This is a genomic window from Dolichospermum planctonicum, from assembly GCF_005402965.1.
Taxonomy (GTDB): domain Bacteria; phylum Cyanobacteriota; class Cyanobacteriia; order Cyanobacteriales; family Nostocaceae; genus Dolichospermum; species Dolichospermum planctonicum.
Genome location: NZ_BJCF01000016.1, coordinates 19,293 through 45,601, shown reverse-complemented (window position 1 = coordinate 45,601; position 26,309 = coordinate 19,293). Strand labels below are relative to the sequence as shown.

Annotated in this window: 22 protein-coding genes and 2 pseudogenes; 18 read left to right on the top strand and 6 right to left on the bottom strand. The window is 36.6% G+C overall.

The window, feature by feature from the left end:
* Window position 1 precedes the first annotated feature (1 nt).
* Both FFO06_RS09170 and FFO06_RS09165 read right to left on the bottom strand, forming a co-directional pair.
* Entirely contained in the window at window positions 2-661 is a 660-nt protein-coding gene (locus FFO06_RS09170; protein ID WP_137907766.1) for an energy-coupling factor transporter transmembrane component T family protein, read from the bottom strand.
* 6 nt (window positions 662-667) lie between these two features.
* Window positions 668-1,591, bottom strand: a complete 924-nt coding sequence (locus FFO06_RS09165; RefSeq protein WP_137907765.1) for an energy-coupling factor ABC transporter permease — start codon at window positions 1,589-1,591, stop codon at window positions 668-670.
* Window positions 1,592-1,791: 200 nt separating this feature from the next.
* On the opposite strand from FFO06_RS09165, the gene FFO06_RS09160 reads away from it, so the two are divergent.
* From FFO06_RS09160 to FFO06_RS09110, 12 genes and pseudogenes are all read left to right on the top strand, one after another.
* Window positions 1,792-2,241, top strand: coding sequence for an element excision factor XisH family protein (locus FFO06_RS09160; protein ID WP_137907764.1), 450 nt, complete (start codon window positions 1,792-1,794; stop codon window positions 2,239-2,241).
* Complete coding sequence (locus FFO06_RS09155) at window positions 2,229-2,561, top strand: XisI protein (protein WP_137907763.1); 333 nt, start codon at window positions 2,229-2,231, stop codon at window positions 2,559-2,561. Before FFO06_RS09160 ends, FFO06_RS09155 begins: the two co-directional genes overlap by 13 nt.
* A 227-nt stretch (window positions 2,562-2,788) precedes the next feature.
* Window positions 2,789-3,484 (top strand): annotated as a pseudogene (locus FFO06_RS22455) (tetratricopeptide repeat protein); the annotation flags it as partial.
* Between the two features lie 213 nt (window positions 3,485-3,697).
* Window positions 3,698-3,856: pseudogene (locus tag FFO06_RS22555) on the top strand (hypothetical protein); the annotation flags it as partial.
* 137 nt (window positions 3,857-3,993) lie between these two features.
* Window positions 3,994-4,569 carry a Uma2 family endonuclease gene (locus FFO06_RS09145; protein WP_028090221.1) on the top strand — a complete coding sequence of 192 codons (576 nt, stop codon included), beginning with the start codon at window positions 3,994-3,996 and terminating at the stop codon, window positions 4,567-4,569.
* Between the two features lie 327 nt (window positions 4,570-4,896).
* Window positions 4,897-5,901, top strand: a complete 1,005-nt coding sequence (locus FFO06_RS09140; protein ID WP_137907762.1) for a multicopper oxidase domain-containing protein — start codon at window positions 4,897-4,899, stop codon at window positions 5,899-5,901.
* A 430-nt stretch (window positions 5,902-6,331) separates the two neighbouring features.
* Window positions 6,332-6,952 (top strand): hypothetical protein, encoded by a 621-nt coding sequence (locus FFO06_RS09135; RefSeq protein ID WP_137907761.1) that lies wholly within the window; start codon window positions 6,332-6,334, stop codon window positions 6,950-6,952.
* A gap of 34 nt (window positions 6,953-6,986) precedes the next feature.
* A complete protein-coding gene (locus tag FFO06_RS09130) occupies window positions 6,987-7,463 on the top strand; it encodes a hypothetical protein (RefSeq protein ID WP_137907760.1) in 477 nt (158 codons plus the stop codon).
* Between the two features lie 28 nt (window positions 7,464-7,491).
* Window positions 7,492-7,704: a hypothetical protein gene (locus FFO06_RS09125; RefSeq protein WP_137907759.1), complete on the top strand. Its 213-nt coding sequence runs from the start codon at window positions 7,492-7,494 to the stop codon at window positions 7,702-7,704.
* A 317-nt stretch (window positions 7,705-8,021) separates the two neighbouring features.
* Entirely contained in the window at window positions 8,022-9,050 is a 1,029-nt protein-coding gene (locus tag FFO06_RS09120) for a ComEA family DNA-binding protein (protein WP_137907758.1), read from the top strand.
* Between the two features lie 191 nt (window positions 9,051-9,241).
* Window positions 9,242-9,676, top strand: a complete 435-nt coding sequence (locus FFO06_RS09115; RefSeq protein WP_028090216.1) for a ferritin-like domain-containing protein — start codon at window positions 9,242-9,244, stop codon at window positions 9,674-9,676.
* 101 nt (window positions 9,677-9,777) lie between these two features.
* The gene (locus tag FFO06_RS09110; protein WP_137907757.1) at window positions 9,778-10,737 is read left to right on the top strand and encodes an FTR1 family iron permease; all 960 of its coding nucleotides are present in this window, start codon (window positions 9,778-9,780) and stop codon (window positions 10,735-10,737) included.
* 185 nt (window positions 10,738-10,922) lie between these two features.
* Here the strand turns inward: FFO06_RS09110 and FFO06_RS22695 are convergent, their stop codons facing one another.
* Window positions 10,923-11,081: a QAALIT motif small membrane protein gene (locus FFO06_RS22695; protein ID WP_503100514.1), complete on the bottom strand. Its 159-nt coding sequence runs from the start codon at window positions 11,079-11,081 to the stop codon at window positions 10,923-10,925.
* Between the two features lie 495 nt (window positions 11,082-11,576).
* Here FFO06_RS22695 and clpP point away from each other — a divergent pair, with 495 nt between their 5' ends.
* A complete protein-coding gene (gene clpP / locus FFO06_RS09105) occupies window positions 11,577-12,182 on the top strand; it encodes an ATP-dependent Clp endopeptidase proteolytic subunit ClpP (protein WP_137907756.1) in 606 nt (201 codons plus the stop codon).
* Between the two features lie 63 nt (window positions 12,183-12,245).
* Here the strand turns inward: clpP and FFO06_RS09100 are convergent, their stop codons facing one another.
* Entirely contained in the window at window positions 12,246-12,965 is a 720-nt protein-coding gene (locus FFO06_RS09100; RefSeq protein ID WP_137907796.1) for a slr1353 family protein, read from the bottom strand.
* Window positions 12,966-13,768: 803 nt separating this feature from the next.
* Here FFO06_RS09100 and FFO06_RS09095 point away from each other — a divergent pair.
* The 5 genes from FFO06_RS09095 to FFO06_RS09075 all read left to right on the top strand — a co-directional run bounded on the left by FFO06_RS09095 (window position 13,769) and on the right by FFO06_RS09075 (window position 19,658).
* Window positions 13,769-16,117, top strand: a complete 2,349-nt coding sequence (locus FFO06_RS09095) for a ribonuclease R family protein (RefSeq protein ID WP_137907755.1) — start codon at window positions 13,769-13,771, stop codon at window positions 16,115-16,117.
* A 24-nt stretch (window positions 16,118-16,141) separates the two neighbouring features.
* Window positions 16,142-16,762, top strand: a complete 621-nt coding sequence (locus FFO06_RS09090) for a flavin prenyltransferase UbiX (protein WP_137907754.1) — start codon at window positions 16,142-16,144, stop codon at window positions 16,760-16,762.
* 332 nt (window positions 16,763-17,094) lie between these two features.
* The gene (locus FFO06_RS09085; RefSeq protein ID WP_306420205.1) at window positions 17,095-17,619 is read left to right on the top strand and encodes a LapA family protein; all 525 of its coding nucleotides are present in this window, start codon (window positions 17,095-17,097) and stop codon (window positions 17,617-17,619) included.
* A 164-nt stretch (window positions 17,620-17,783) separates the two neighbouring features.
* Entirely contained in the window at window positions 17,784-18,320 is a 537-nt protein-coding gene (locus FFO06_RS09080) for a shikimate kinase (protein ID WP_137907752.1), read from the top strand.
* 171 nt (window positions 18,321-18,491) lie between these two features.
* The gene (locus tag FFO06_RS09075; protein WP_137907751.1) at window positions 18,492-19,658 is read left to right on the top strand and encodes a baeRF7 domain-containing protein; all 1,167 of its coding nucleotides are present in this window, start codon (window positions 18,492-18,494) and stop codon (window positions 19,656-19,658) included.
* Between the two features lie 121 nt (window positions 19,659-19,779).
* Here FFO06_RS09075 and FFO06_RS09070 read toward each other — a convergent pair whose 3' ends face one another.
* Both FFO06_RS09070 and FFO06_RS09065 read right to left on the bottom strand, forming a co-directional pair.
* On the bottom strand, window positions 19,780-23,703 hold the full coding sequence (locus FFO06_RS09070; RefSeq protein WP_137907750.1) for an Eco57I restriction-modification methylase domain-containing protein: 3,924 nt from the start codon (window positions 23,701-23,703) through the stop codon (window positions 19,780-19,782).
* 99 nt (window positions 23,704-23,802) lie between these two features.
* Window positions 23,803-26,127, bottom strand: coding sequence for a putative PEP-binding protein (locus FFO06_RS09065; protein ID WP_137907749.1), 2,325 nt, complete (start codon window positions 26,125-26,127; stop codon window positions 23,803-23,805).
* Between the last annotated feature and the right edge of the window lie 182 nt (window positions 26,128-26,309).

The window sequence follows — 26,309 nt, the reverse complement described above, 5'->3', positions numbered from 1 at the left end:
CTCAAATAACAGTAAGGTAGGAACTTAGGGTTAAACAAGTAGCTATCACCCCAGCTATTAATAGGGTAAAGCGTTCTTTCGGTTTGAGGGGGGAATCTAGGGGTAATTTTCCGTTATATCCACGGGCTACCATAGCAGCATAAACTCTTTCGGCTCTGTCTAGGGTGCGGAGATATAAAGCCCCAATCATGGCAGCACTAGCATAACGTAGCCACCCTGCTGTACCATTTAAACCACGTAGTTGGGCGCTGCGCTGCATTCGCGTCACTTCTAAGAGTAATATTTCTAAGTATTGTCCAGCGAGAATCAGGTTTTCTTTTAATGGTGCAGGTATCGGTAAGCTTTTGAGAGCGATACCCAAACTATGGGGAGGTAGGGTTAATAAAAAGCCATTCATGACAATTAAACAAATTAGGGAACGCACAAGCAAAAAACTAGCTCGTTCCCATCCCAATGGTAAGGCCACGAAGGATAAAAAAATTAATTCTGCACCCAGTAGACCGCCTAATTTGGGTAGGGGTATTTGTAACAAATAAACCCACACAAGAGCGATCGCTCCATAGACAAGTAAATTAGACCAACTATGATACTTTAAAAAAGCTGCCCCAATTACGATAATTAGGGACAATTGCAAGCGTAATGGCAAGGAAATTTGCATCATAATTAATTAAGCATTTTTCGGTCTGATAATTTTGGCAATGCCAAAAGCCACAGCAAAGCAAGCTGTAGCACCTACCAACCCGGTAATACTAGTGCCAATTTTCCCCAAACCCTGAATATTGTAATCAGCTAAAGGTGTCGGCACAATTACCCGCACGTTTTCCGCTAAATCAATAAATCCTAAGTTTTCTGCTACCTTTTCCAAACCATCAGGCCAAGCCGAAGCGCATAGGGATAATACACCTGAAATCAGTAAAATACTGACAACGGGAACTAACCAACCTCTAATTTTCTGTTCTTCACCTGGTAATAAATCTGGACGAGTTGTAGATAGGTAATTTAGAACACCTCCGGTAATCGCCCCTTCCCCAACACCGATCAAAATATGTATACCTGTCATCGTGGGTAACACTAGGTTGGCTGGTGCTGTCCCCGAAAGGGCTAATTCAATAGCACAAGCTATAGCGGCAACAACTACGCTAACTCCCGCTGCTATTCCCGCCGCTAGGGGTAAAAGTCTTTGAAAACCGCCAAAGAGTCTTTGCAAAGTTTGGGTTAATCCCCAAGCTACCCACACGCCGATGACTCCCATGTTAAAAATATTTGCTCCCAAGGCAGTAATTCCACCATCGGCAAATAACACGGCTTGAATGATCAAAACCGTCGCAATACATAACATTCCCGCCCAAGGACTACCCAAGATAATCGCTGCTAAAGCCCCTCCCAATAGGTGGCCGCTAGTCCCCCCCGCTACGGGAAAATTAACCATTTGGGCGGCGAAAATAAAGGCTGTGGTTAAACCTAATATGGGGGCGCGACGAATACCAAAAGCTGTTTGCGATCGATCAAAAGCTACAAATAAAGCCGCCGCACTGGCTAAACTGGTGACTGCGGCAACTGGTACAGAAACAAATCCATCAGGTATGTGCATGAAAAGTCCTACTTTTGTGTTTTCTTTACACTAATTTCAGCTATGTAACAATTAACAAAATTAATAGCAAACTAAAATTTATCTGTCTTGAGAATACCCTATTGGTAGATGTTTTGGGATTTTATTTAGAGAATTTTTGTAATAAAAAATACGTCAAATTATATATTTATTTTGTGAATTATTAACATTTATAAATATTTATGACATCTTCTCAGATTTCTATCCGCTGCAAGAGATTAGCTAAAGATGCTTTTCATAACATTGTCAAAACAGCACTAGAAAAAGAGGGCTGGTTCATCAGTCATGATCCTTATCCATTGCAAGCGGGAACATTAGAATTATATATTGATTTAGGAGCAGAAAAAGTTATTGCAGCCGAAAAAGAAGGACAAAAAATAGCTATAGAAATCAAAAGTTTTCTTAATCCTTCAAAAATTACAGAACTTTATGCTGCATTAGGACAATTTATAATTTATCGTCTTGCTTTACAAGAACAAGAACCAGAACGGACATTATATTTAGCAGTTCCTATTACTGTTTACAATGAATTTTTTATACTGCCTTTTATTCAAGCAGTGATTAAAATGAATCAACTTTATTTAGTAGTTTATAATATTGAAAAAGAGGTAATAGCAGAATGGCAAAATTAGAAGAATATCGGCAATATATTCAGAACTTACTGAAACAACACGCTAGTATGGTTTGGGATAAACGCATTCAAGCACAGACAATTTTTGATCTTGAAAATAACCATTATCAATTAATTTATCTAGGTTGGCGTGATCAAACTCGTATTTATGGACCTGTTTTACATCTAGATATTATTGATGATAAAATCTGGATTCAGCAGGATGGTACAGAGGTGGGAATTGCTAATGAATTGGTTGAATTAGGTGTACCAAAAGAAGATATTGTTTTAGGTTTTCAATTGCCTTCAGTCCGCAAATATACAGATTTTGCTGTTAGTTAATTAAATCTCAATTGTCTGATAGCGAAGCGTGGCGTAGCCATATCAGGATATCCAGGATTTAAGGATTTACAGGATGTTTGCTTGAGTTGCGTTTTTAGGGTTTGAGGATTCAATACTTTTCGGTTGGACTCAAAAAACTGCAATGTGATCTAGATTAGTGCTTTTTGTTGCTTAATAGGGAATAATAGAATAAATACTTTTTGCCAGATAAAGGTGAGTTTTGACAAATGGACTGGACAACTATACTCAAAGCACAGCAGACTGATTTTATTCAAAGACTGAAATCTGGTGACTTACTCCATTGTGAGAAGGAAGGCCAGCATAGTGAGTTGACGGTTATCTCTGGAGAGAAGTTACAGCAATTACGGGATTTTTGCTGGGATATGGCTGAAAAATATAGACGCACTTCTTCAAATCCTATTCGTGATGTCTTTATCAACAATATGAAGGGAAAGCTGGGTGAGGAAGTTGTTAAAATCCGTTTAGGTGATTTTGTAACTGAGGTTGATTATGAAAAACGCATTGGTGGAGATGGAAAAATTGATTTTACCTTAACGTCTGATTCATCAATTGGTATTCAGGTTAAAGCCCGTTATGGGAATTTTGACACAATTAAATGGTCAATTAGCCGAGAAGAAATTGAAAAAAATGCTGTTTTAGTTTGTATTTTATGTCAAGAAGAATTTAGTGAAATGGAAAAAGACTATCGTTTGATTATGGTTGGTTTTTTACCAACCAATATAATTAAATCTGCTTTTAATGAAGCTATAGTAGGAATAGATGAATTACTTTATTCTGGTGGTTTGCGTGGTTATTTAGATAGTTTAGTATCTTACGATTCTGATAAATATATCAGTTTAGGCGATGAATGTCTTGATAAAAAAGATTATGAAGGTGCTGTTTTTCATTATAATCAAGCCTTACTAATAAATCCTAATGATGCTGTTATTTACAAAAACCGGGGACAAGCACGATATTTTTTGGGAGATAACCAAGGTGCAATTGAGGATGTTAAACAAGCTGCTGATTTATCTTATAGACAAGGTGATCAGAAGTTTTATAAATATGCTCTGGATAGAATTAGAGAACTTGAACTGCAAGAGAATAATAAATCTCACAAACAATTACAGCAACTCTGGAATGTAGGTGATCATGTAATGCACAAAACATTTGGTACTGGTCAAATAACTCATGTTTTTGGATTAGGAAACAAAGTATCTTTAGCAATTAGGTTCAATGAACGAGGTCAAAAGATACTTGATCCAACCATCGCTCAACTAGTAAAGATAGATTAAATAGCTGTGAGAATCAGGTTTAAGTCTTTGTTTATATTATCTCATAAAAAATCCTGTAAATCCTGAAATCCTGTAAATCCTGATTCAGACAAATAAAATATCATATAATAGTGAATAAATATTCACCTTAATTAACTATGCAAACCACAGAATCACCCTTACAATTACGGCTGTGGACTGTTGATGAATACCACAGAATGGCTGAAGCAGGAATATTTGAACCAAGTGAACGGGTAGAATTATTAGAGGGGAAAATAATCTGGATGATTGCTAAAGGAACAGCCCACCGTTCAGCAGTGGGAAGAACATATAAGTTGTTGGAAAATAGAATTGGTCATAAAGCTTGCATAGCTATTCAAGACCCTGTAAAATTAAATGAAAGGTCTGAACCAGAACCAGATATTGCTGTAGTGAAAATAGATCCCCTAGACTATGCAGATCATCATCCTACTCCAGCAGAAATTTATTTAATTATCGAAGTTGCAGATAGTAGTTTAAAACTAGATACAGAAATCAAAGCTAAAGCTTATTCTCAAGCAGGAATTAAGGATTATTGGGTATTAGATGTAGTGAAACGCGAGTTAATTGTATTTAGAAATCCCACAGCAGAAGGTTATCAAAATCGAGAAATTATCACAGAACATCAAAACATATCTCCTTTAGATTTTCCTGATTTAGAAATTGTAGTTTTCCAGATGCTACCTCTTGTCTAAATACTGTTAAATTATCTTCCAAAGCGATCGCTTTTACTCGCAATCTTACATCTTTAATAGCTGCCCCTGTAGTGCTATCCTTGACCTCAACCGCTAAATTTGCTCAAAGTTTCCCACAGTCGCCATTGTATCCGCTGTAATCCCCAATGTACTAGGGTGCAAGTGCCATTTGTTCTCTAGTCAGCGGTAAATGAACCAATATATCATAAATAGTCCTGAAAATTATTTTTCCAAGTTATTGACAATAATTCCTGATTCCTTTAATATATATAAAGCTAATTGCAAATTATTTGCAATTTACCGTACCTGCATACCCCTATTAGTCTTATGTCTGACAACTTTACTGAGAGTAAAGATAAAATTTGGCATCGTCGTCAACTGCTACAACTGGGACTTTCCGGTGCATTCATGATCACGACAGGGACAATTTGGCAAATGTTAAACAGCAAAAATTATGCCAGTGTCAAAATACCACCCATGAAAATAACAGCTTCTAATGGTGCTACTAACCCCATGCAGGTGTTACGAGATTTTGATTATGGGACAATTAAACAGGAAAATGGGCGCACAGTCCGGGAATTTCGCTTAATTGCTGGTACTTCCACCATTCAGCTGAATAGCGCTGTCTCCTATAACATTTGGGATTTAAATGGGCGCATTCCTGGCCCCACACTCCGGGCTAAGGAAGGAGAAAAAATAAGAATACTTTTTCTCAATAATGCTGGACATTCCCATTCTTTGCACTTTCATGGAGTTCATCCCGCTGAAATGGATGGTATTAAACCCATAGGTAATGGTAAAGCAACTATATATGAATTTGATGCCGAACCCTATGGCGTTCATTTATATCACTGTCATGTCGCTCCGGTTACTCGTCACGTTGCCAAGGGATTGTATGGAATGTTTATTATTGATCCTCCTAAACCCCGTCCCCCTGCTGACGAAATTGTTTTAATCATGTCTGGCTATGATGTAAATGATGATAACCGCAATGAGTATTATGCTTTTAATGGCGTGCCACATCATTATATGCACCATCCTATTCAAATTTATCAAAATCAGTTAATTCGTGCCTATGTTTTGAATATTATTGAATTTGACCCCGCTGTAACGTTTCATCTTCACGCTAATTTCTTCGATGTTTATCCTTCGGGAATGACAATGAATCCCAGTGTAAAAACGGATGTTTTAACCATGGGTGTAGCAGAAAGACATATTTTAGAATTTGCTTTTAAGTATCCAGGTAAGTATATGTTTCATCCTCACCAAGATGCGATCGCTGAAAGCGGTTGTATGGGACAATTTGCAGTAATTTCAGAAAAAGACTCCTAAAACTTTGAGTATTGAAAAAGTTAGGAATTTTATATTTTGAAAATATATTGAGACTAAAATATTTATGGAATCAAGTTTTTATCTAAAAACCCGTTCCCAGATCAAATATAGTTCTATTATAGTTCTATAAATTTTCATATTCTGACAAATTTATTAGCTTCATATATAAGTAATAATTATCATAAATAAAGGAAAATATAAAAAATAAAAAAATAAAAAAAATTCTTTTTTGCTAAAAGAATGTATGATTTAATAATCACAAAAATATCATCCGATTATCAAATTAATAGCACATCAGACAAAGTTAATTCTGCTAAAAAAATTCCCAAACTTAGGAGTTATTTGGGGTAAATTTAGCAGTTATAGGTGAAATAGAGATTTTGGTAATTGAATGAGGATTTTTGATCACATCATTACAGGAGCATTGATAGTGTTAGACTCAGGCATTAATTCAACTTCAGAAACCTTTCCCAAACAGCTAGATATCGCCAAAGTTACTGTGTATGGATTGAGTATTTTATCAGCAGGAATGTTTCTATTTTTGCCATTTTTTAATCTTTTACATCCCAGCCCTTGGCAGCGTTCCATAGGCACAATTCACGGCGTAGGAGCATTGCTGGCAACAGTTGTTGCTGTGTATACAGGACATTTAGCCTTTCCCTTGCTACGAGGTGCAAGTAAGATATTACCGCAGATGCGTACCCTAACATTTTGGTCTAGTGTAATTGCATTTTTGGGTATCGCTACAGGCAATTTAGCATATATGCGTTATCGGGCTGGAATAGAATTTGGTGGTGCAAGAGCTTGGCTAAAAGAAAACTCCCCTTTAGTCCAATATGTACTTATGGAATACCACGAATTTAGCGTTTTATTTACCTTGCCATTAGGGGTAGCTTGTAGCTGGATTTTATGGCAATATGGCGACTCAATTTTAGAAAAACAAAACCGTCCCGTTCTCACAGCTACTTGTGTGGCTTTAATAGCCATGATGTTTTTTGCCATGGGTGGTTTAGTAACTGGAATTGGTGTCGCTAAAATTCACGCTTTGTAATTAGCTTTGTAATTAAATTCTTGAGGATTATTTGATGAATAAACAATCTCAATTTTCTGAAATCGCACCAGAACCAAAACCTATATATGGTAGATTTTGGCAGTCATGTAAACAATTTCCCCGATTTTTAGCAGCAGGTTCAAATCATCCACCAACGGTTTCTGGACCGGCAGCGGCAGCTTTAATTAGTGCAGCAATTGGATGTTTTACAATGATGGTGGCACATCATTTTTCTGATACTAATAAAAACATAGAGAAAATGATTTGGTCATTGGGAAGTTGGATACCAGGCAGCCATAACCCCAGTAAAATGTGGGGTAATATTGGCAGTTATTCTGGGAAAGAAACAATCTTACTTATTAGTTGGTTGGTGAGTTGGGCTATTCTTTCCCTACTTTGGAACAACAAAAAGATTAAATCGAGAACGATATTTTTTTGGCTGTTTGCCTTAATGGTTGCTGCTACAGCAATGAGTTGGCATCCTCTTTTTCCCTATTTACCATTAACCTAAATCAAGCAAAAAATCAAAGGACTGAATTATGCAAACACAAACAACAGAGAATACTAGCAAAGAAAAGATATCAGGGAGAGATTTACACAAATATATCTGGCTTTTAGTTGGGGTTTTTTCTCTCTTGACTGTTACTTATCCTACATCTATGATGCGCGTTAGCCAGAAAGAAAAGTTTAAGGGCTTTTATATTAAGTCCTTACCCGCTGAAAGCAAATATTACTCCGATTCTGCAAAGTAAAGACCCCATGCAGCTTTGACACAAGCATTTGCAATGGAGTCTAACTAGGTTTTCTTGTTTTTAGTTTCTCATTTCCAGGCGGCCACCTGGGAATGAGTACCCAATTAGATTATAAGCTTTAATACCTTGAAGTCGGAGCATTAAGAGAAAATAAAAATAAAATATTCAAATTATACTCAATTTCTCTAAACTAGTTGATAAAAACTTTTATTTATGGTAAATTACCATAGATAGCTATTGCGAATATTTATTGGTTTTTGACTGGATATCAGAAAAATAGCCAAAACTTTGACTTAAATCCCTATTTTGGAGTAAAAATGATTAAATTCCGTTATTTATTCTTGTCTATTGCTGCTTGTACCTTAATTTCCTTGAGTTCTTGTACCGGCAATAAAGTAAAATCAGATATTAAATCAACACCAACTGTAGCCCAAGCGACAGAAACTAGCACCCATAGCGGTCATAGTGGTAAAGCTAAAATTAATATCAATAATGCAATTTTGTCGCAGTTAGATAAATTGGAGGCCACATTAGGAATTCCGGCTTTATCAAATAAAATTCAGGCTAACCGTCCTTACGCTAGTTCCGAAGACTTAGTCAGCAAAAAAGTAATTACTCAACCACAGTTTGACCAAATCAAAGATATGGTGACAGTGGAGGAAGTGGTGTTAACAGGTGAAGCCAAAGATATTGACTATATGACAAAATTGGGATTAATGAAAGGACATCTTTTGGTAGCCCAAGAACTGTTAGATCAAAATCAACCCAAACAAGCTCAACCCCATATTGGACACCCAGTAGAAGAGATTTATATTGATATTGAAGAACAATTAGAAGAACGTAAAGTTAAAGAATTTAAAAGCAACTTAGTCAGTTTAACAGATTTAGTCAAATCTAATCCCAAGGATGCTAAAATAAAAACTAATTTTACCACTGCTATGCAAGCTGTTGATAATGCGATCGCTGTTTTACCAACCGAACAACGTAGCCAACCGGAATTTATTCTACCAGTAATCAACAGTTTATTAGATGCCGCTAACTCAGAATATGGTGCAGCGGTAGCAAAAGGTAAAATTACCGCCCCCATTGAATATCAAGATTCTCGTGGCTTTGTAATCTATTCTCAAGAAATATATAAAAGTATTTCTAACCAAATGATCCAAGAAAATCCCGAAGCACACAAAGCCATAGATACAGCTTTTGGAGAATTAGTCAAAGTTTGGCCTGCTGCTATTCCCCCAGCGCAAGCAGTCAAAACTCCAGAAGATGTTACCAAACTAGTAAAAACCATCGAGGAAAATACTCGAAAAGTGCGAGAAAAAACTCACAGTCAAAGCATGAGTTAGTATTTTCACACTATTATAAGTCCAGAATAAACAGTTTAAAATCATAAATAAGAGAGAAAATAATTGATAGCTAAGAGTGAGAATATTTTTATTTTTCTTTTATTTTTCCCAACCAGAAAAAAGTATAACTTCTCACTCATAATTAGTATCTAAAAACTCTGCTCATGTAATTTTGCTCAACTTAACAACTCATGCAAGAACTTAACCACCAAAAAACCATTGATATTCTCAATTCCATTATGGAATTTGAACTAGCAGGGGTAGTTCGCTACACCCATTATTCCTTAATGGTGACAGGACCTAATCGTATTCCTATTGTGGCATTTTTCAAAGCCCAAGCCGCTGAATCTTTACTTCATGCTCAACAAGTAGGAGAAATTCTCACAGGTTTAGAAGGACATCCTACATTAAGAATCGCTCCCATAGAAGAAACTTTCAAACATAACGTTAAAGACATCTTACAAGAAAGTTTATCCCATGAAAAGAAAGCTTTGGATATGTACAAAAGTCTTCTAGAAACAGTCACTAATGCTAGTATCTATCTAGAAGAATTTACCCGTGGTATGATCGGACAAGAAGAAATGCACAATCTCGAACTCAAAAAAATGTTACGGGATTTCAGCTAATACAGCAGGAGTCAGGAGTCAGAAGTCAGGAGCAGCAAAATCTACAACTGACCACTGACAACTGAAAAATGACAAATGATAAATGATAACTAACTAATAAAATGAATTTTAGTACCGCCTTACCTACTTTTGTAATTACCCTCCGAGAAGGTGTAGAAGCCGCTCTAGTTGTGGGTATTGTCCTCGCATTATTGAAAAAAGCCAAACAATCTCAACTCAATCTTTGGGTGTATGCTGGTGTGGTCGTAGGTATTATTGTTAGTGGTTTAATCGGTATTTTATTTACCGGGATCATTAAATTCCTAGCATCTATTAATCCTGAATATACCTCTGTAGTTGAGCCAACATTAGAAGGTGTATTTAGCATATTAGCAATAATTATGCTCAGTTGGATGCTGATTTGGATGACAAAACAAGCCAGATTCATGAAAGCCCAAGTTGAGGGAGCAGTAAACGACGCATTAGGTAAAAATACAAATGCAGCTTGGGGAGTTTTTAGTTTAATTTTAGTCGCCATTGTCCGCGAAGGATTTGAAACCGTTTTATTTGTTGCAGCTAATTTTCAACAAGGTTTATTACCAACTTTAGGCGCCCTTGCAGGTTTAGCCGCCGCCGCAGCCATTGGTGTCTTATTATTTAAATGGGGTGTGAAAATTAATATCCGCCAATTCTTCCAAATTATGGGCGTTTTATTAATATTAATTGTTTCTGGTTTAGTGGTTTCTGGGTTGCATCATTTTGATGAAGCTATAGCTAATTTAGCTTTGAGTAGTCGTTCTTCAGAAAATCTTTGTTTCTATTACGAACACTTTACCAAAATTCACTCCTGTATCTTAGGTCCAATAGTCTGGAATACCGAAAAAATCCTCTCTGATGAACATTTTCCCGGTATCATGCTTAAATCTTTATTTGGTTATCGAGATAAAATTTATATTGTTCAATTTGTGGGATATTTACTATTTCTCGTTACTATTGGTGGTCTATATTTCCACAGCATTACAGGTGGAAATAATCAGAAGATCAAAAGTAAAATCGTCACTAGCACTCCAGAGCGGAATTAAAACTAAAATATAGCTAAATTAATATAGCTAAATTGGAGCCTAATGCAAATGACACAAGAATTAAATGAATTGCATTTTTCTTTGTCGGATTTGGAAAATTGAGGATATCCAGACAGTTAAAACTGTTCCCAGTTAAGAGTTAAGAGTTAAGAGTTAAGAGTTAAGAGTTAAGAGTTCCCTAAATTCTAGTCCGAACCCTGAAAAGTCGAACTAATTATAGGTACTGGCTTTTGAGAAATATGTGAGATGGCTTTGGGTCGCGGAAGGTGAGTAGTATTACTCAATACTGCTATCAGTTGCAACAAAAATGTAATAAAGGCTGCTTGTATAAGTCTTTCTAGCATAGTACCTCTCTTTATTTATATGGATATATGGATGGAATTTCTTCTGGAAATTGTTATTCTTAATACAATTTGTATTTTCGATCTATCGGATTAGGTAAATATCATTTGAGAACATTTGAGAACATTTTTCTCAAATGTGATCTAGCTCTCTTTTTATATTTACCTAACAACTTAGACGTTTGTTTTCCTGAAAAAGTGTCCTGAAAATATAAATTTATTTTTAAGTTTATGCCATTAACCAACTGTTTTACTCTAGTTACCCAACCATGAAAACCAGTAAAAATACTGATATTTATATAAAATCTATAAAATACATTGTCATCTTTTCCCTTCTTACAGCAGTTTCCGATATTTTGAAACCGGGGGGTTAGATTCTGAAGATTTTGGTGTTAATATTTACCAGAAAAATACTTTTAAAGCATCCTCTTAACAACTTCAACACAATCACCCCTTGTCACCGATAGAATAAATGGAAAATAGCTAAAAACACGCTAAATGATTCCTATCGTTATTGAACAATCGGGTAGAGGCGAACGCGCCTTTGATATCTATTCACGGCTGTTGCGTGAGCGGATTATTTTTTTGGGAGAACAGGTTGATAGCAATCTGGCTAACTTGATTGTTGCCCAACTCCTGTTTTTAGATTCCGAGGACGCGGAGAAGGACATATATATGTACATTAATTCTCCTGGTGGTTCGGTGACAGCGGGAATGGGTATTTTTGACACTATGAAGCATATCCGCCCCGATGTCTGTACAATTTGTACTGGATTAGCAGCCAGTATGGGCGCTTTTCTCCTCAGTGCTGGTACAAAGGGTAAGCGCATGAGTTTACCTCATTCACGGATTATGATTCACCAACCTCTGGGTGGCGCTCAAGGACAAGCTACCGACATCGCTATTCAAGCTAGAGAAATTTTGTATCACAAGCAACGGCTCAATCAGTATCTAGCTGAACATACTGGTCAACCTTATGAGCGGATTTCTGAAGATACTGAACGTGATTTCTTTATGTCTCCCCATGAAGCCAGGGAATATGGCTTAATTGACCAAGTAATTGACCGTCACGCCGCCGGTAGTCGTCCTGTAGCTCTGGTTTAGTTATTAGTTATTAGTTAGTGGTCATTGGTTAACTAACAACTGACCACTGACCACTGACACCAACTAAAATCCCGCAATTGGATCTGGTTGAGATTTGAGGTAAGTGAGAAAACTCCTTAATTCTTCTTCACTGAGCAGAGAACGCCCTCGTTTACTGTAGGTTTTCACCAGATAATCTTTTCCCTGTTCTGGTGTCCAGCCTAACCGCTCGATTTCTACATCTGTTTGGGCGATGACATCAGATAAATTTACTGGTTCTTTTTGTCTCCTCTTTTTACCAAGGGTTGACTGTACACCAGTATCCTCCTCAGGGGTATAACTACGAGGAGTAAAAGGTGTGACATGACTAGGATCACTAGGAGAGACTTCTGACAAGGGTTGATACTCTGGTTCTGCACTCGAAAATCTCGAAAATATTTCTGGTTTTGCAACTTTAGTATCAATTTTATCTTCTAGTAAGGGGGGTGTATGTATCTGTGTGTTACTGACAGAAGGAACAGGTTTTGATTCTTCTAAGTTAGATTTTATTGGTGGTGGAGCAACCAATGATGAGATAGATTTTGTCACTTCTGTCGCTACATTTTTGATCCCCAACACCGTCAAAGCTCGGTTTATGGCATGATCTTCCGCCGCTTCTACTGTTTCTGCTCCGGCGATCGCCGTCGCACGGGTGATACCTTCGAGTTGTATACTAACACGGACGATATATTTCCCTTGAAAAATTTCTATTAGCTCTGATATTATACAGCCGTTGGGGTACAAGTTATGGAATTGCGCCAACATCATACTTTCAATCATTTTTATCTGAATTTTCAAAAATAACACACCTTGCCACTTATGGAAAAATGCACAATAGACAATTGAAAACTCATAACTGTCAACCGTCAACTGACTAGATAAATTTTCCTCTACCCTTAAATGCTATACTAAATACCCAATTAGATATCTAGAAGTATTTTCTCACCAAGTGCGCCCGAAATCTACAATAATAAAGATCGGGTTCGCCCTCGCTCCTGGTGTTTTACTGCTTACCTGATTGTTATCAATTCTACATAAAGGAAAAATTGGGGGTTTTCGGCAGTTTCTTAGGGTGAAGATATGGCTAACGCCACGCTATGCTATCAGTATCTGATGGCGTGAAATTACCTTCATTCTCAAGGACTAAACACCTGTGGTTAAAGCTGTGTATAGTTTTTGGATGCTAACCTTGAGTTCTTCAAACTAAGTCTCTCACTAACCCATAATCTAAGTTACCGAGTGGTTAATCATTGAGTATCAGGAGTGCATGATGGGTATTGTTTAGATAAAACTAGGGGTCACGCCAGCAAACTCTGAAATTGTTGTGCTGTGAGAAGTCACAAGGGGAGATTTCTCCTAGCGTAACCGCAACTATGGTTAAGTCCATGCTGCGCTATCGGCAGCCTTACTTTCTCTACAAAACACTACGCGCGAAGTAGGGGTAATTCGTGTCACAGATGAGGGCGGACTGGCATGATGTAACCCAAGAGGAGGCAAGAGGCAATCATGCTGTTCCCTATTCCCTATTCCCTAAAAAATGATGTTTTGACCAAAGGTCGGTTCACTGCATGGAATTTTCAATCGCTACACTTCTTGCCAATTTCACAGATGATAAATTGGTGGCTCGTAAGGTTCTAGAAAAGAAACTAGGTTGTGAGGATGAAGAAAGTCTAGAAAAACTACAAATTACTTTGGATGTCCTGGAAAAAATTGGGCTTTTGGTTAAGGAACGGGGGAAATACCGCCGCATCACCGAGGAGGGCTTGATTGAGGCGAAACTGCGTTGTTCCAGTAAGGGCTTTTGCTTTGCAATTCAAGATAGCGAAGGCTCGGAGGATATTTACATCCGCGAAAGTCATTTGAGTAATGCCTGGAATGGCGATCGCGTTTTAGTAAGGGTCCTCAAGGAAGGTAGTCGTCGGCGCTCACCAGAGGGCGAAGTTAAGTTGATCATGGAACGATCTAATCACACTTTACTAGCCAGAATTAAACAGGTAGATGGAGGTTTTCGGGCTGTTCCTTTAGATGACAGATTGCTGTTTGAACTGAAATTACAACTCAACAGCATGAAGTTGGAAGCAGCAATTGATCATTTAGCTCACGTGGAAATTCTTCGCTACCCCTTAGCACAATATCCCCCCTTGGGGAGAGTGGTGCAAATCCTGGGTAGTGATGCCGAAGCCGCAGCCGATATAGATTTGGTAACTTGTAAACATGATTTATCCCGCACTTTCCCCGATCATGTCCTCGATGCAGCATCCAAGTTACCCAAGAAACTCCTCAAGGCAGACCTGAAAAATCGTCTGGATTTACGTGATGTTTTTACTTTCACCATCAAAACTGTCAACGGTGATGAGTCTGTATTTGAAAATGCTTTCAGTGTGGAAAAAACTAGCACCGATAATTGGCGATTACTATTTCACATTACGGATGTTTCCCACTATATTCAACCAGATGAAGCCCTAGACAGGGAAGCACTCAAGCGCGGTAAATCGGTGTATTTGGGAGAATTATTATTACCAATGTTGCCGCCCATGGTAACAGAACGGTGTTCTTTAGTCCCTGGTAGCGATCGCTTGAGTATGACTCTCATAATTACCATTAACCCCCAATCAGGAGCAGTGGTGGAATGGGAAATTCACGAGAGTGTAATCAATGTAGACTACGAGATTAATCAAGTAGAATTACATAGCATTTTCTGCGATGAAGTTACTAAAGTATCTGCCCAAGTACAAGAGCAATTACAAGATTTGCAAACTTTAGCTGTTGCTATTAAACAGACGCGCCTAAATCGTGGTAGCTTACAGTTGAATCTCCCACCCAGTCATAATCCTTACTATGATGAAGGGGCTTTGGGGTCTGTGGTGGTTAATGACTTACCTGGGCGATCGCTAATAACAGAGTTGGTAATATTAGTTAATCAACTGATGGCCGATCACCTGAGCGCTCTGGGAGTTCCTTGTCTTTGGCGAGTCCAAGGCACACCTGACCCCGAAGATGTGCAGGAAATGCTCAAACTGGCCGTTAATTTGGGTGTGGAATTAGGACTAGATCCAGAATTGGAAATCCAACCCCTAGATTATCAACACTTAACGGCCGCTTTTGCTGATTCTCCTTCGGAGCAAGTTCTCACCTATTTATTACAGGACACACTCAAACCCTCTGTCTACAGCACTACTAAAAGTTCTCATTTTGGACTGGCTTTGTCCCAATATGTTCACGTTACCGCCCCCTTGCGTCGTTACCCAGATATTCTCCTGCAACGGGTGTATCATAACTTACTGGAATATGGGCGCGATCGCCGGACTACCCGCGTTAAAGAACGGATTAACCTGCGCCACTCCTCCTGTCATGAAGAAATTAATTGGAATGTTCTCCCCCCAGAACTGCAACAAGAACTTCAAAGTGACCTAACCAGAGTTCTAGTACAGATTAACGACCGGGAAAAAGAAGTTCAAGAAGCTGAAGCAGATTTAGCCGGACTACAAAAAGCCTCATTAATGAAACAACGCATTGGTGAAATATTTCCTGGGGTGATTACTGGTGTTCAATCCTACGGCTTTTTTGTAGAAATTGAAGTACCAATAGAACCGCCCACAGAAGACAACTTAGCTAATACCTTACGGGTAGAAGGACTGGTTCACGTCAGTTCCCTGAAAGACGATTGGTATGAATATCGCGCTAGACAACAGGCTTTATTTGGGCGGAAAAATCGCGCTTCCTACCGATTAGGCGATAGCTGTATGGTGCAAGTCAAGAGCGTTGATTATTACCGCCAACAAATTGATTTAGTTACCGTTGGTGCTGATGGTTTACCCAAAAGTACGGGCGCAAATACGACCAATGACGATGCAGCAGATATTGATCCACCAAATCAAACAGAATCCTTTGAGCCAGAACTTGATGATGAGGAATAGTCCGTTGTCCATTGCCGTAAACTAATGACCAATAAAACCAAACCTTTAATCCTAGGCGTAACCGGGGCATCTGGTCTAATTTACGCCGTTCGCGCTCTTAAATTCCTCTTAGCAGCAGAATATCAAATTGAATTAGTAGCCTCTAAATCAACTTACACAGTTTGGCAAGCTGAACAGGAAATCCGAATGCCAGGAGAACCAGATAAACAAGAGCAATTTTGGCGAGAACAAGCGGAAGTTCCCCGACAAGGTAAACTCCGCTGTCATCCTTGGAGTGACGTTGGTGCCGGTATCGCCAGTGGTTCTTTTCGCACCTTGGGCATGATCATTATTCCTTGTAGTATGAGTACAGTTGCCAAACTTGCTGGAGGACTAAGTTCCGACTTACTGGAACGAGCAGCAGACGTACAAATTAAAGAAGGACGTAAACTGGTAATTGTCCCCAGAGAAACTCCTTTTAGCTTAATTCACCTGCGTAACTTAACCACCCTAGCAGAAACAGGCGTGAGAATTGTTCCCGCTATTCCCGCTTGGTATCACAATCCTCAAACTATTGAGGATTTGGTGGATTTTGTGGTTGCTCGTGCCTTAGATCAGTTGGATATTGATTGTATTCCTATACAGCGATGGCAAGGTCATTTGTAGTCAGTAAAAATTAAAAATTAAAAATTAAAAATTGAGTTCTTCTATTTTTAATTTTTAATTCCGTTTTTAGTAAACTACCGCAGATAAATTTGATCAACTTTATGATTTATTATGATTTATTTGGTGTGACTCTAATTCCGAAAACATCAGATTTTTCAGATGGAAGTGGTTGATGTATGGCGATTTTCCCCTAATGTATTTTTAACTCCTACTTTAACTTTAAATTTTTTATGGATGTAATTCGCTTAATTATCTTGGTGACAACAATCCTAGGACTAATAATCATATTAGTTCAAAATTTTGGGAATTCGCTGCCCCTGGTATTTTTGGGAATGCGAAGTCAATCATTACCATTAGGATTGTGGGTTTTATTGAGTATAATCGCTGGTGTTTTGACATCTTTAGTAATTACCAGGTTATTAAAATTTGCTACTAATTTGAATTTACCAGAACAACAATCTATACCCAAATCGCCACCGACTACTGCCCAGCGTGTTAAACAAAATACTCGACCCCCCAGCAGTCCCCCCCAACCTCCCGTGAGTCAATTTAATGATCAAGATGATTGGAATACAAATCAAGATCAAGATGATTGGGATGATGGTGAAAATTTAGAATCAGTACCAAAAACTTCTCCCACAAGTAATTCCCGAACTAGTTCCGTTTATTCCTACAGTTCCCAAGCACCACAAAATACTGCTGTCGGTAAAACGGAGGCGATTTATGATGCTGATTATCGGGTAATTATTCCTCCCTATAAAGAACCGAGCAAAAATCAAGCAGATGATGACGATTGGGATTTTTTTGAAGATGATGATTTTGAGGATAAGGACGAAAATAAACCGCCTAAACGCTAATTTAAGACTATTACAAAGAGATTTCCTTTCTTCCTTCTTCATGCTATGAAGAGTCTTTGCGGTTGATTTAATCCTTATGTTTCTGGTGTGGATTACGACTACAATGGCCAAAATTAATCAAAAAAAGCCATAATAATTAATAATTTAACAGGAGAAAAAGACTGGTGACTAATTTATTAAAAGGGGTTAACCTCTACTTAATTGGGATGATGGGAGTTGGGAAAACAACGGTAGGAAAATTACTCGCACAGGAAATCGGTTATAGATTTGTTGATACAGATGAAATCATAGTTAAAGCAGCAGGTAAATCTATTAACGAAATATTTACCGAAAATGGTGAAGATGATTTTCGTCAATTGGAAAGTGATGTTTTAGCTCAAGTCTGTGCCTATACTAAGTTAATTGTAGCTACGGGTGGCGGTATTGTCATGCAGCAGCAAAATTGGGGTTATCTTCATCATGGTTTGGTAGTTTGGTTAGATGTACCAATCCAAATAATATTAGAGCGCTTGGCGGAGGACAATACAAGACCACTGTTACAAAATGCCGATCCTCAAGGTAAATTAAGATCGCTCTTAGAACAACGTCAACATAAGTATTCCCAAGCTGATTTACATATTACCATTACTGCCACCGAAACACCAGCAGAAATTGCCACCCGCATCTTAACAACAATTCCCAGTATTTTGAAAAAGCAATAATTCCTGCTGGAAATAATCACAATCTGTATGTATTTGTACACCCGTATCTGATTCTATCTATAAAAAGGCAGATAAAGCGGGTAATTTCTTATCAAAAGAAAGATGCAAAATTGCCATATCAAGAGTTGAATAGAATTTATATTCTCTAGTCATCCTTTGTGGATAAAATCTATGAATATATTTTCTCTTGATGAACTCAAAAATTTAGTCCAAAATCCTCAGTATCCCTGCGTTTCCCTGTATCTACCTGTAGAAAGATTGGGAGGAGAAACACGACAAAATCCCATTCGGTTTAAAAATTTAATTCGGGAAGCGGAAAAACGCTTAGATGAAATCGGTTTACGTCCTACGGAGTCGGTAAATTTGCTTAAACCAGCGATGGAATTAGACAATATTGGTTTTTGGGAAAATCAAAATCAGGGATTGGTAATTTTTAGTTCCCCCAATCTATTTCGTTACTATTGTTTACCAATTTCCTTTCCCCAATTGGCAATTGTTGGCAAGAATTTTCATATCAAACCTTTACTAGAACTGATTAATAATGATGGAAAATTCTATATTTTAGCATTGAGTCAAAATCATGTCAAATTTTACTCAGGAACGCGCTACAAATTGGATGAAATAGCAGTAGAAAATATGCCGCAAAATCTAGAGGAAACACTTCTAGAAGATGAATTTCAAAAAGGTGTACAGCACAGAGTTGGTACACCTAGAAGTGTAAGTTATGCCGCTCAACAACCGGGTTCTGTCCATGGACAGGGTAGTTCAGATCGGGAAAAACATGAGCGAGAGATTTTAAATTTTTGTTATGCTGTTGATACTGCATTACATGAAACTTTACGAGATGAAAAAGCCCCTTTAATATTAGCAGGAGTAGATTATTTATTACCAATTTACCAAAAGGCTAATACCTATCCACATTTTTTAGAAACAGGTATTACTGGCAATGTGGAATTGATGAAAACCGAAGAATTAAATCGTGCAGCTTGGGAAATTGTTTCTCCTTTATTTCAACAGGAATATGAAGATATAATGGCTGTTTATCTGCAATTAGCGGGGGAAGAAAGTACCAAGATTACTAATGACATAAAAACAATTATTCCTGCTGCTTATTATCAAAGAGTTGATACCTTGTTTGTGCCTTTAAAACAACATATATGGGGTAAATTTGATTTACCAAATGCCACAGTTGAATTACACCCAGAACCAGCACCAGATGATGAAGATATGTTAGATTTTGCCGTGATTCACACCATATTAAATGGTGGTAGAGTTTATACTCTTGAACCAGAAGCAATGCCTAGCGGAGTCAAAGTAGCGGCTATTTGCCGATATTAATTTGATATTAATTGATATTAATCTCTAGTGGTGTGTTTTCTTTCGTGGACAACACACCCAATAGAGGTATGTAATGGGAAAATAGTCCCCTCCTTCCTGGCGCTGGGGTTAGAGATTAAAATTACAAAACAACTTTTAAAGCTTGTTCAATTATATCTACATATTCCTCTACTTTATACATCCGGTAAGCTTTTTTGTCAATTTGATTTTTGATTTCCATTTGTCTAAGTAAAACTGTTTCTAAATCTGATCTACCAACTTCCTGCTTAACTCTCTGTGCAATAATTTCTAAAGCCCTAAGATTACTAAATCTGTCTTGATCATATCTATTAACTTTTAAAACATCAAAAGTAATATTAACTAAGTTTCCTATTTCCCGCGATAATTTTTGTTTACGACGAAAAGATGAATCAAATTCAGTTAAATAAATCAGTCTTACTAACATATATCTCCGTAAATAGGGGTTAGGAATATTCACATTAGCTATTTCTATCCATTTTCTATCACTTTCCTTCCAATCTTCATCATCAGTTACTTCTCCCCAAATAATATATCCATTTGCACTAGGTTCAATTTTCAATTCTAGTAAATGTCCTTCTTCATTAGCATGAGGACTTTCCCATTCAATATCTACAGCATAATCACTAGATAATTTGTGATATTCATTTAATGATACTTCTTTACTAGGAAATGCTGAAGATTTACCTTGATAAGTTGTGATAATTTGATAACGAATTTGCCAAATATCATGAGCTTCACGACTTAATTTAGCTAACTCTTGATAGTCATGATGATTTTCTTCATTAAACTGAGGAATTGGTAAATCACCAACTTGATTTTCAAAATATTCAAATATTCCTTTTCCTGTCAATTTACCAATTCCACCTAATGCAGTATAACGAAATTCCAGGACTTGAGAATTAAGTAAAGCAACCAAAGCGTATAGTTTATCAAGTTTTAAATCATCTGGATCATAACAATATATATCTCGTAGGAATATAGCTGTAGTATCTGTTAAACCTGCTAAATTACCTTCTAAATCAACACTAAATCTATTACTAGTGGCACGATATGGACATAAAATTTTAGGTCGAAAATGAGAGTGTTGATCTTTACGTCTTGATCTGTGTAGAGCATACCATTCACAACTTCCTTCCTGATAAGCTGCTCTGGTTTCTAGCTTGTTTCTATTTGCAAGTAAATACTCTTGAATTGCTATTGATAAATCTTCAAATTTTTCACTACTTTCAATATACAATAGTTGAGAATTATCGGGTATAAAGCCATAGGCTAAAATTCCCGAATTTTTGACTATTTGGTATAGTTTTTCTTTGGTAAAGTTAGATGGAAAACCCTGCTCAGGTGCGAAAATCTTATTTTCTCCTGTTTGAATACCCTGCTCTACTAAATCACATTCAGGTAATTCTCTGAGTTTCACACCTTGAGAATCAATTTTATGAAAAATATCATTATATGGAGATATTTGCCAACGATGATCATTTAAGTTAGATTGAGTAATATTTACCTGAGTTACACCTTGACTTAAATGTAAAGAACAATCATCACTGATAAAAGTTTTTTTGACAACATCAAGATCCAACACATAGAAAGTTGTAAATGTATCTTTTGGTTGAGGTTTTTTTCTTTGAAATTCAATAATACAAGTAGCAATTCCCGCTTGAAAAACTTGATGTCCTAAAAAATCAATAATATTGACTATTTTGGTATTTTTACAGATAAATTCTCGCAAACTTCTAGATTTATCACCTTGAATAAAAGCACGAGAAATAATAAAACTTAAATAACCATCTACTTTTAAAATTTCAAATCCCCGACGGAAGAAATAAAACAAAATATCAGTTTTATCAGTGTAAATATCAGGATAGGCAAATTTTAACCATTTTAATTCTAATGCACCTCTACCAAAGGTTGAATCAACATTAAAATAAGGAGGATTACCAATGATTACAGAAAACCCTTGTTCCGATTTTGGTAATCTCGGATCAAAAATATGGGAAAATTCAACTTCCCAATTAAATGGACGTTTAATAATTACCTCTTCTTGAGCAGTTTCTAAACTCATAAGTTCAGATTTAACTCTCGCTAATTCAGCAGATGTCCAATTTTCTAAAGTTGATTCTAAAGTTTGTTCAGAATTAATATTTTCTGTAATAAATTGCCGAATTGCTTCTATTTCTGCTCCTTCAGCTGCTCTATTTTTAATTGCATAAACTACTGAATTGATACTTTCATCACTAGCAAAAAAAGCAGTTAAAACAGAATTAACTTGTTGATTAATCACAGCAATTGTATTTTCTAAATTACTAACTGCTTGATTTCTTTCTATTTCACTTTGACTAGTATCTCTAGCAATATTAGCTAAATTTGCGACTATTGTTAATTGTTGAGAAAAAAGTTCTAAATTAGTGGGACTATGAATTAAACTATCTCCAACGCGAATATTTAAAGTCAGCGCTGGTAAATGAGAATATATAGAACCATTGCGTCTACCATATTCTCCAGGACGCGCACGTAATAATCTTGTCCATAGTGATAATTTTGCTAATAATACTGCTTGGGGATCTCGATCTACTCCATGTAGCATTTTGACTAAAATTTGTTCTTCAGGATTAATAATTGGTTGAGGTGCTACATGACTAAATAAATCAAAATTTTTGGGTATTTTCGCATTTTGACAAGCGAGATTATAACGTTTAATTTCTGTTAATAAATAATCAAATGCACTTAATAAAAATAAACCTGAACCACAAGCAGGATCAAGAACTGTAATTTCTAAAACTGATTTTGCGACTACATGAGATTGCTGTAATTCACCCCTTTCTAATAACCCAATAGCTTGATCAATTTTAGGTTTTACTAATGGTTGCAAAGATTGATAAACAATGCGACGGACTATATAGTTAGGAGTATAGAAAATACCTTCTTTTTTGCGGTTTTTTTGATTTTCTAAAATTTGCACAACATCGTTAACAAGAATTAATTGATGGGCTAAAAATTGTTCATAAGCAGTACCTAATATATCCTGGGTTAGAGTGGTGAAATCATAGTTATAAATTGAACGATAATTAGCTAATGTTCCAGTAATTGTATCAAGTATACCTGGCTGTGGTACTGCATTAATGACAATAATTGATTCTAAATACTCAACATCAATTGTTAATTCATCAATCCAAGAAGGTTGAAATAACTCAGTATTATAGTCTAACCATGTACTCCGAAAAGCCTGTCTTAGTTGTTCGATAAAAGGCAAGTTGGGAAAAGTTTGTTGCCAGTTATAATAAACTCTACCCAGATAATTAAATGGCATTTCTCGGCTAAATGTCTCTAAAAGTCTAATTAATAGAAAACGATTTAAAATGATTTGCGCTGCTTCACGAATTTTCTCTAAACTTAAATCAGGTTGGGATTTTTTAATACCATTAGCAAGAATGACGCGCCAAATTTTCAAGTCTGCTAAAAATTTTGTTCCTAATTCTTCTCTAGTTTTTTCACTATAAAATGCTTCTAAACGGTTACTAGATAAATTTTCACGATGCAGACAAGTATATACTCTATTTACCAGTTCAGGATCATTTTTTAGATCCTCAAGTGTAAATGACCAAAAAGGTTTTCTATCTTGTAATCTTAAAATGTGCCATTCCCGAAAATTAGATAAAATAATCCACAGTACAGGTTCTTGTGTACCAATATCTAAACTATAGTTTCTCAGGTAATCTAAAACTTGTTGTGTATTGGTTTCCCAGATATTTTTGTCCCATAAACTTTTAGCTTCAAACATCAATTTTGGATGTTTTCCTACTTGATTACGTAATAAATAATCTACCCATGTAGTAGTGCCAATTAAGCTGCGAATTGATCCTTCAAGTGTCCGATATTCTGTTGTATAACCTAGTGCATCGAGAAAAGGGACAATCAGACTATCTTTTGTATTTTCTTCTGGTTTACCAGTCCGAGATGAAGCCAGCATAGTTTCTGCTGTCGTTATTAAATTAGTCAGATGTTGTTGAAATTTTGGGAATGACATTTATAATGACATTTATATAAAAATCAATTAACTATGGGGATTGCTATATTATCTATAATAGTTGTTTTTTATGTTATTGATGATAGAATTAAGAAAAATTTACAAATTTCCTAGTTGCTTGCGTGCTGCTGCTAAAATTAATCTTTGTTCAGCACGAGCGATCGCTTTATAGGTCTTTTCTACAGCTTCCGGTTCTACAGAAATAGAAGTAATGCCCCATTCTATTAACTTATCAATTATTTCTGGATAAAGTGCCGGAGCTTGACCACAGATAGAACAGGGAATACCTCCAGCTTGAGACATTTTAATTAATTGAGATATTGCTTTCATGACTACTGGATGACTTTCATCAAATATTGTTGCAAATTTTCCCTGTTCTCGATCTACTCCTAATAATAATTGAGTTAAATCATTTGTGCCAATGGAAATACCCATCACACCAGCTTTAATATATTCAGGTAAAAGAAATAGTATACTAGGAACTTCTGCCATGATCCATAATTGAAACTGATGGTTTTTTATTAACCCAGATTCCGCAACTTTATCACGACAAAATACAAATTCTTCCACAGTGCGGACAAAAGGTAATAGCAAATTAATATTTCTATAACCAGATGCTTGGACTATCGCTAAAGCTTGTAATTCCAATTCAAAAATCGCCGGATACTGCATATAATTAAAAACACCCCTCTCACCGAGAATTGATGACTGTGATAAGAGGGAATCTGCACTCAATGATGTTAAATTATAGGCTGGTAAATCTAAAGAACGATAAAAAATAGGTCTAGGTAAAAAAGCGCGAGCAAACTCCATAATTTGCTCAGATAATAACTCTAATAATTCCTTTTTTCTTCCTTCTAGTAACCATTGTTGAGGATGTTTTCCCTTGAGGATATTTAATATCATCAATTCCGAACGTAATAATCCCACACCATCTACAGGTAAACTTTGTACTTGTTTAATTAATTGAGGTTGACTTAAATTTACCATTAACCTAGTGGCAATTATTGGTAAATTTGTAAATTGATGATCTGATATTTTCTCATCATTCATTGTTTTTTCCATCTCCGCAATCGGAAAATTTTCCTCTTCTTCTGTCAGACGATATATTTCTCCTTTGTCACCATCTAGTAATAATTTTTCACCTGATTGTAAAATAGTCGTCGCACCCGTGGCACTAATCACCGCAGGAATACTTAATTCTCTGGCTAAAATTGCACCATGACTAGTTAATCCGCCTTGTTCCGTAATAATGCCAGCAACACCCCGTAATAATGGTAAATAATCAGGAGTAATGACTGATGTAATCAGAATTACATCCTTGGGAACTTGTAGCAATTTTTGCGCTGAATTGAGAATATAAGCATTAGCAATAATTCTGCCCCTAGCTGCCCCAATACCTTGAATAAATTGGATATTCGGTTTTATCGGTTGGGGAACAGTAACCTCTGTAATATAGATTTTAGAGGTAGAGGCTAAATATGAGGGGACAAGTTTCCATTTTACAGTTAAAGTTGTACCCAGTTCACCAACTAGGCGATTTCCTAAAACAATTAATTCTTGTAAATATGCTTCTGGTAAAGCGTATTCTTGTTGTTGAGATTCTGGTAAAAGATAAGTCGGTAAACAATTATGATTTGATGTTAGCTGTAATTCTTCACTGGCTAAATGTGTGCCATTATCAAGACCATAAGCCAAAATTTTATTCCCCAATTGTCTTTCTAAAACCACCCCGGTTTCCGGTTCTATGTAGTAAACATCTGGTAATACTTCACCATTAGTAATTGCTAAACAATCGCCCCAAGTAGCTTCAATATCATAAGCCAAGGGGTTAATATTCAGGACACCAGAGGCAATGCAAGAATCAACTGGTTGTACTAATACTCCTAAATTAATTTGTGGTAAAGTAATACCCATACTCCGCCAATATAGTAAACTTCTAGCACGGAATAATTGACTGTAAAGTAACTTTAAAGCTGCCCCAATTTCCGCTTCTTCGCAAGGACAAAATACCGAATCTAATAACCCGGTCACATTTTTCATTTCTTGATTACTTGATATTGCCAGACTAGGGCGCAAAATTAAACTACTTCCTGGCCATTGTTTAGCAGCTGCAAAAATTGTCCTTAGCCAATGAGGTGGGACACTGGCCGAGATAATTTCCTGACGCAAGCGGCCAGCTACCTGCTGAAGTTGTCGCCAATTATTTACATCTAAGTGTAGAGAAGAATGAGGTAAATCAGCAATTAAAGACTCTGAACTGTTGAGATTTTCTAGGAATTGCTGTAAAATATCCGCTGCTACCACAAAACCAGGGAGAACAGGGTAGCCTCGTTGTTGAATTTTGCTTAAGTAAAACGCTAAAACGCCGACTTTAGCGCGGTCTTGTAGTGTGATTTTGTCAAGCCAATAGAGTTTATCCACTCAATTCATTAGGTGTCCGTTTATATGGTAATTCTGTTTTACCTGAAAGTTGTTAAATATGACTGATGGGGGAGTCAGTAAGTAGTCAGACAAGTTAAATTATTAAATATTATTGATTAAATACTTTTTGTTACTATACTACCAATTAATATCAAAAATGAACTATATTTTGTTTTTATTTG

What these genes read in the sequence shown, in the direction of transcription:
- FFO06_RS09170 (WP_137907766.1), bottom strand. Translation starts at nt 661, where the DNA reads ATGATGCAAATTTCCTTGCCATTACGCTTGCAATTGTCCCTAATTATC.
- FFO06_RS09165 (WP_137907765.1), bottom strand. Translation starts at nt 1,591, where the DNA reads ATGCACATACCTGATGGATTTGTTTCTGTACCAGTTGCCGCAGTCACC.
- FFO06_RS09160 (WP_137907764.1), top strand. Translation starts at nt 1,792, where the DNA reads ATGACATCTTCTCAGATTTCTATCCGCTGCAAGAGATTAGCTAAAGAT.
- FFO06_RS09155 (WP_137907763.1), top strand. Translation starts at nt 2,229, where the DNA reads ATGGCAAAATTAGAAGAATATCGGCAATATATTCAGAACTTACTGAAA.
- FFO06_RS09145 (WP_028090221.1), top strand. Translation starts at nt 3,994, where the DNA reads ATGCAAACCACAGAATCACCCTTACAATTACGGCTGTGGACTGTTGAT.
- FFO06_RS09140 (WP_137907762.1), top strand. Translation starts at nt 4,897, where the DNA reads ATGTCTGACAACTTTACTGAGAGTAAAGATAAAATTTGGCATCGTCGT.
- FFO06_RS09130 (WP_137907760.1), top strand. Translation starts at nt 6,987, where the DNA reads ATGAATAAACAATCTCAATTTTCTGAAATCGCACCAGAACCAAAACCT.
- FFO06_RS09125 (WP_137907759.1), top strand. Translation starts at nt 7,492, where the DNA reads ATGCAAACACAAACAACAGAGAATACTAGCAAAGAAAAGATATCAGGG.
- FFO06_RS09120 (WP_137907758.1), top strand. Translation starts at nt 8,022, where the DNA reads ATGATTAAATTCCGTTATTTATTCTTGTCTATTGCTGCTTGTACCTTA.
- FFO06_RS09115 (WP_028090216.1), top strand. Translation starts at nt 9,242, where the DNA reads ATGCAAGAACTTAACCACCAAAAAACCATTGATATTCTCAATTCCATT.
- FFO06_RS09110 (WP_137907757.1), top strand. Translation starts at nt 9,778, where the DNA reads ATGAATTTTAGTACCGCCTTACCTACTTTTGTAATTACCCTCCGAGAA.
- FFO06_RS22695 (WP_503100514.1), bottom strand. Translation starts at nt 11,081, where the DNA reads ATGCTAGAAAGACTTATACAAGCAGCCTTTATTACATTTTTGTTGCAA.
- clpP (WP_137907756.1), top strand. Translation starts at nt 11,577, where the DNA reads ATGATTCCTATCGTTATTGAACAATCGGGTAGAGGCGAACGCGCCTTT.
- FFO06_RS09100 (WP_137907796.1), bottom strand. Translation starts at nt 12,965, where the DNA reads ATGTTGGCGCAATTCCATAACTTGTACCCCAACGGCTGTATAATATCA.
- FFO06_RS09095 (WP_137907755.1), top strand. Translation starts at nt 13,769, where the DNA reads ATGGAATTTTCAATCGCTACACTTCTTGCCAATTTCACAGATGATAAA.
- FFO06_RS09090 (WP_137907754.1), top strand. Translation starts at nt 16,142, where the DNA reads ATGACCAATAAAACCAAACCTTTAATCCTAGGCGTAACCGGGGCATCT.
- FFO06_RS09085 (WP_306420205.1), top strand. Translation starts at nt 17,095, where the DNA reads ATGCGAAGTCAATCATTACCATTAGGATTGTGGGTTTTATTGAGTATA.
- FFO06_RS09075 (WP_137907751.1), top strand. Translation starts at nt 18,492, where the DNA reads ATGAATATATTTTCTCTTGATGAACTCAAAAATTTAGTCCAAAATCCT.
- FFO06_RS09070 (WP_137907750.1), bottom strand. Translation starts at nt 23,703, where the DNA reads ATGTCATTCCCAAAATTTCAACAACATCTGACTAATTTAATAACGACA.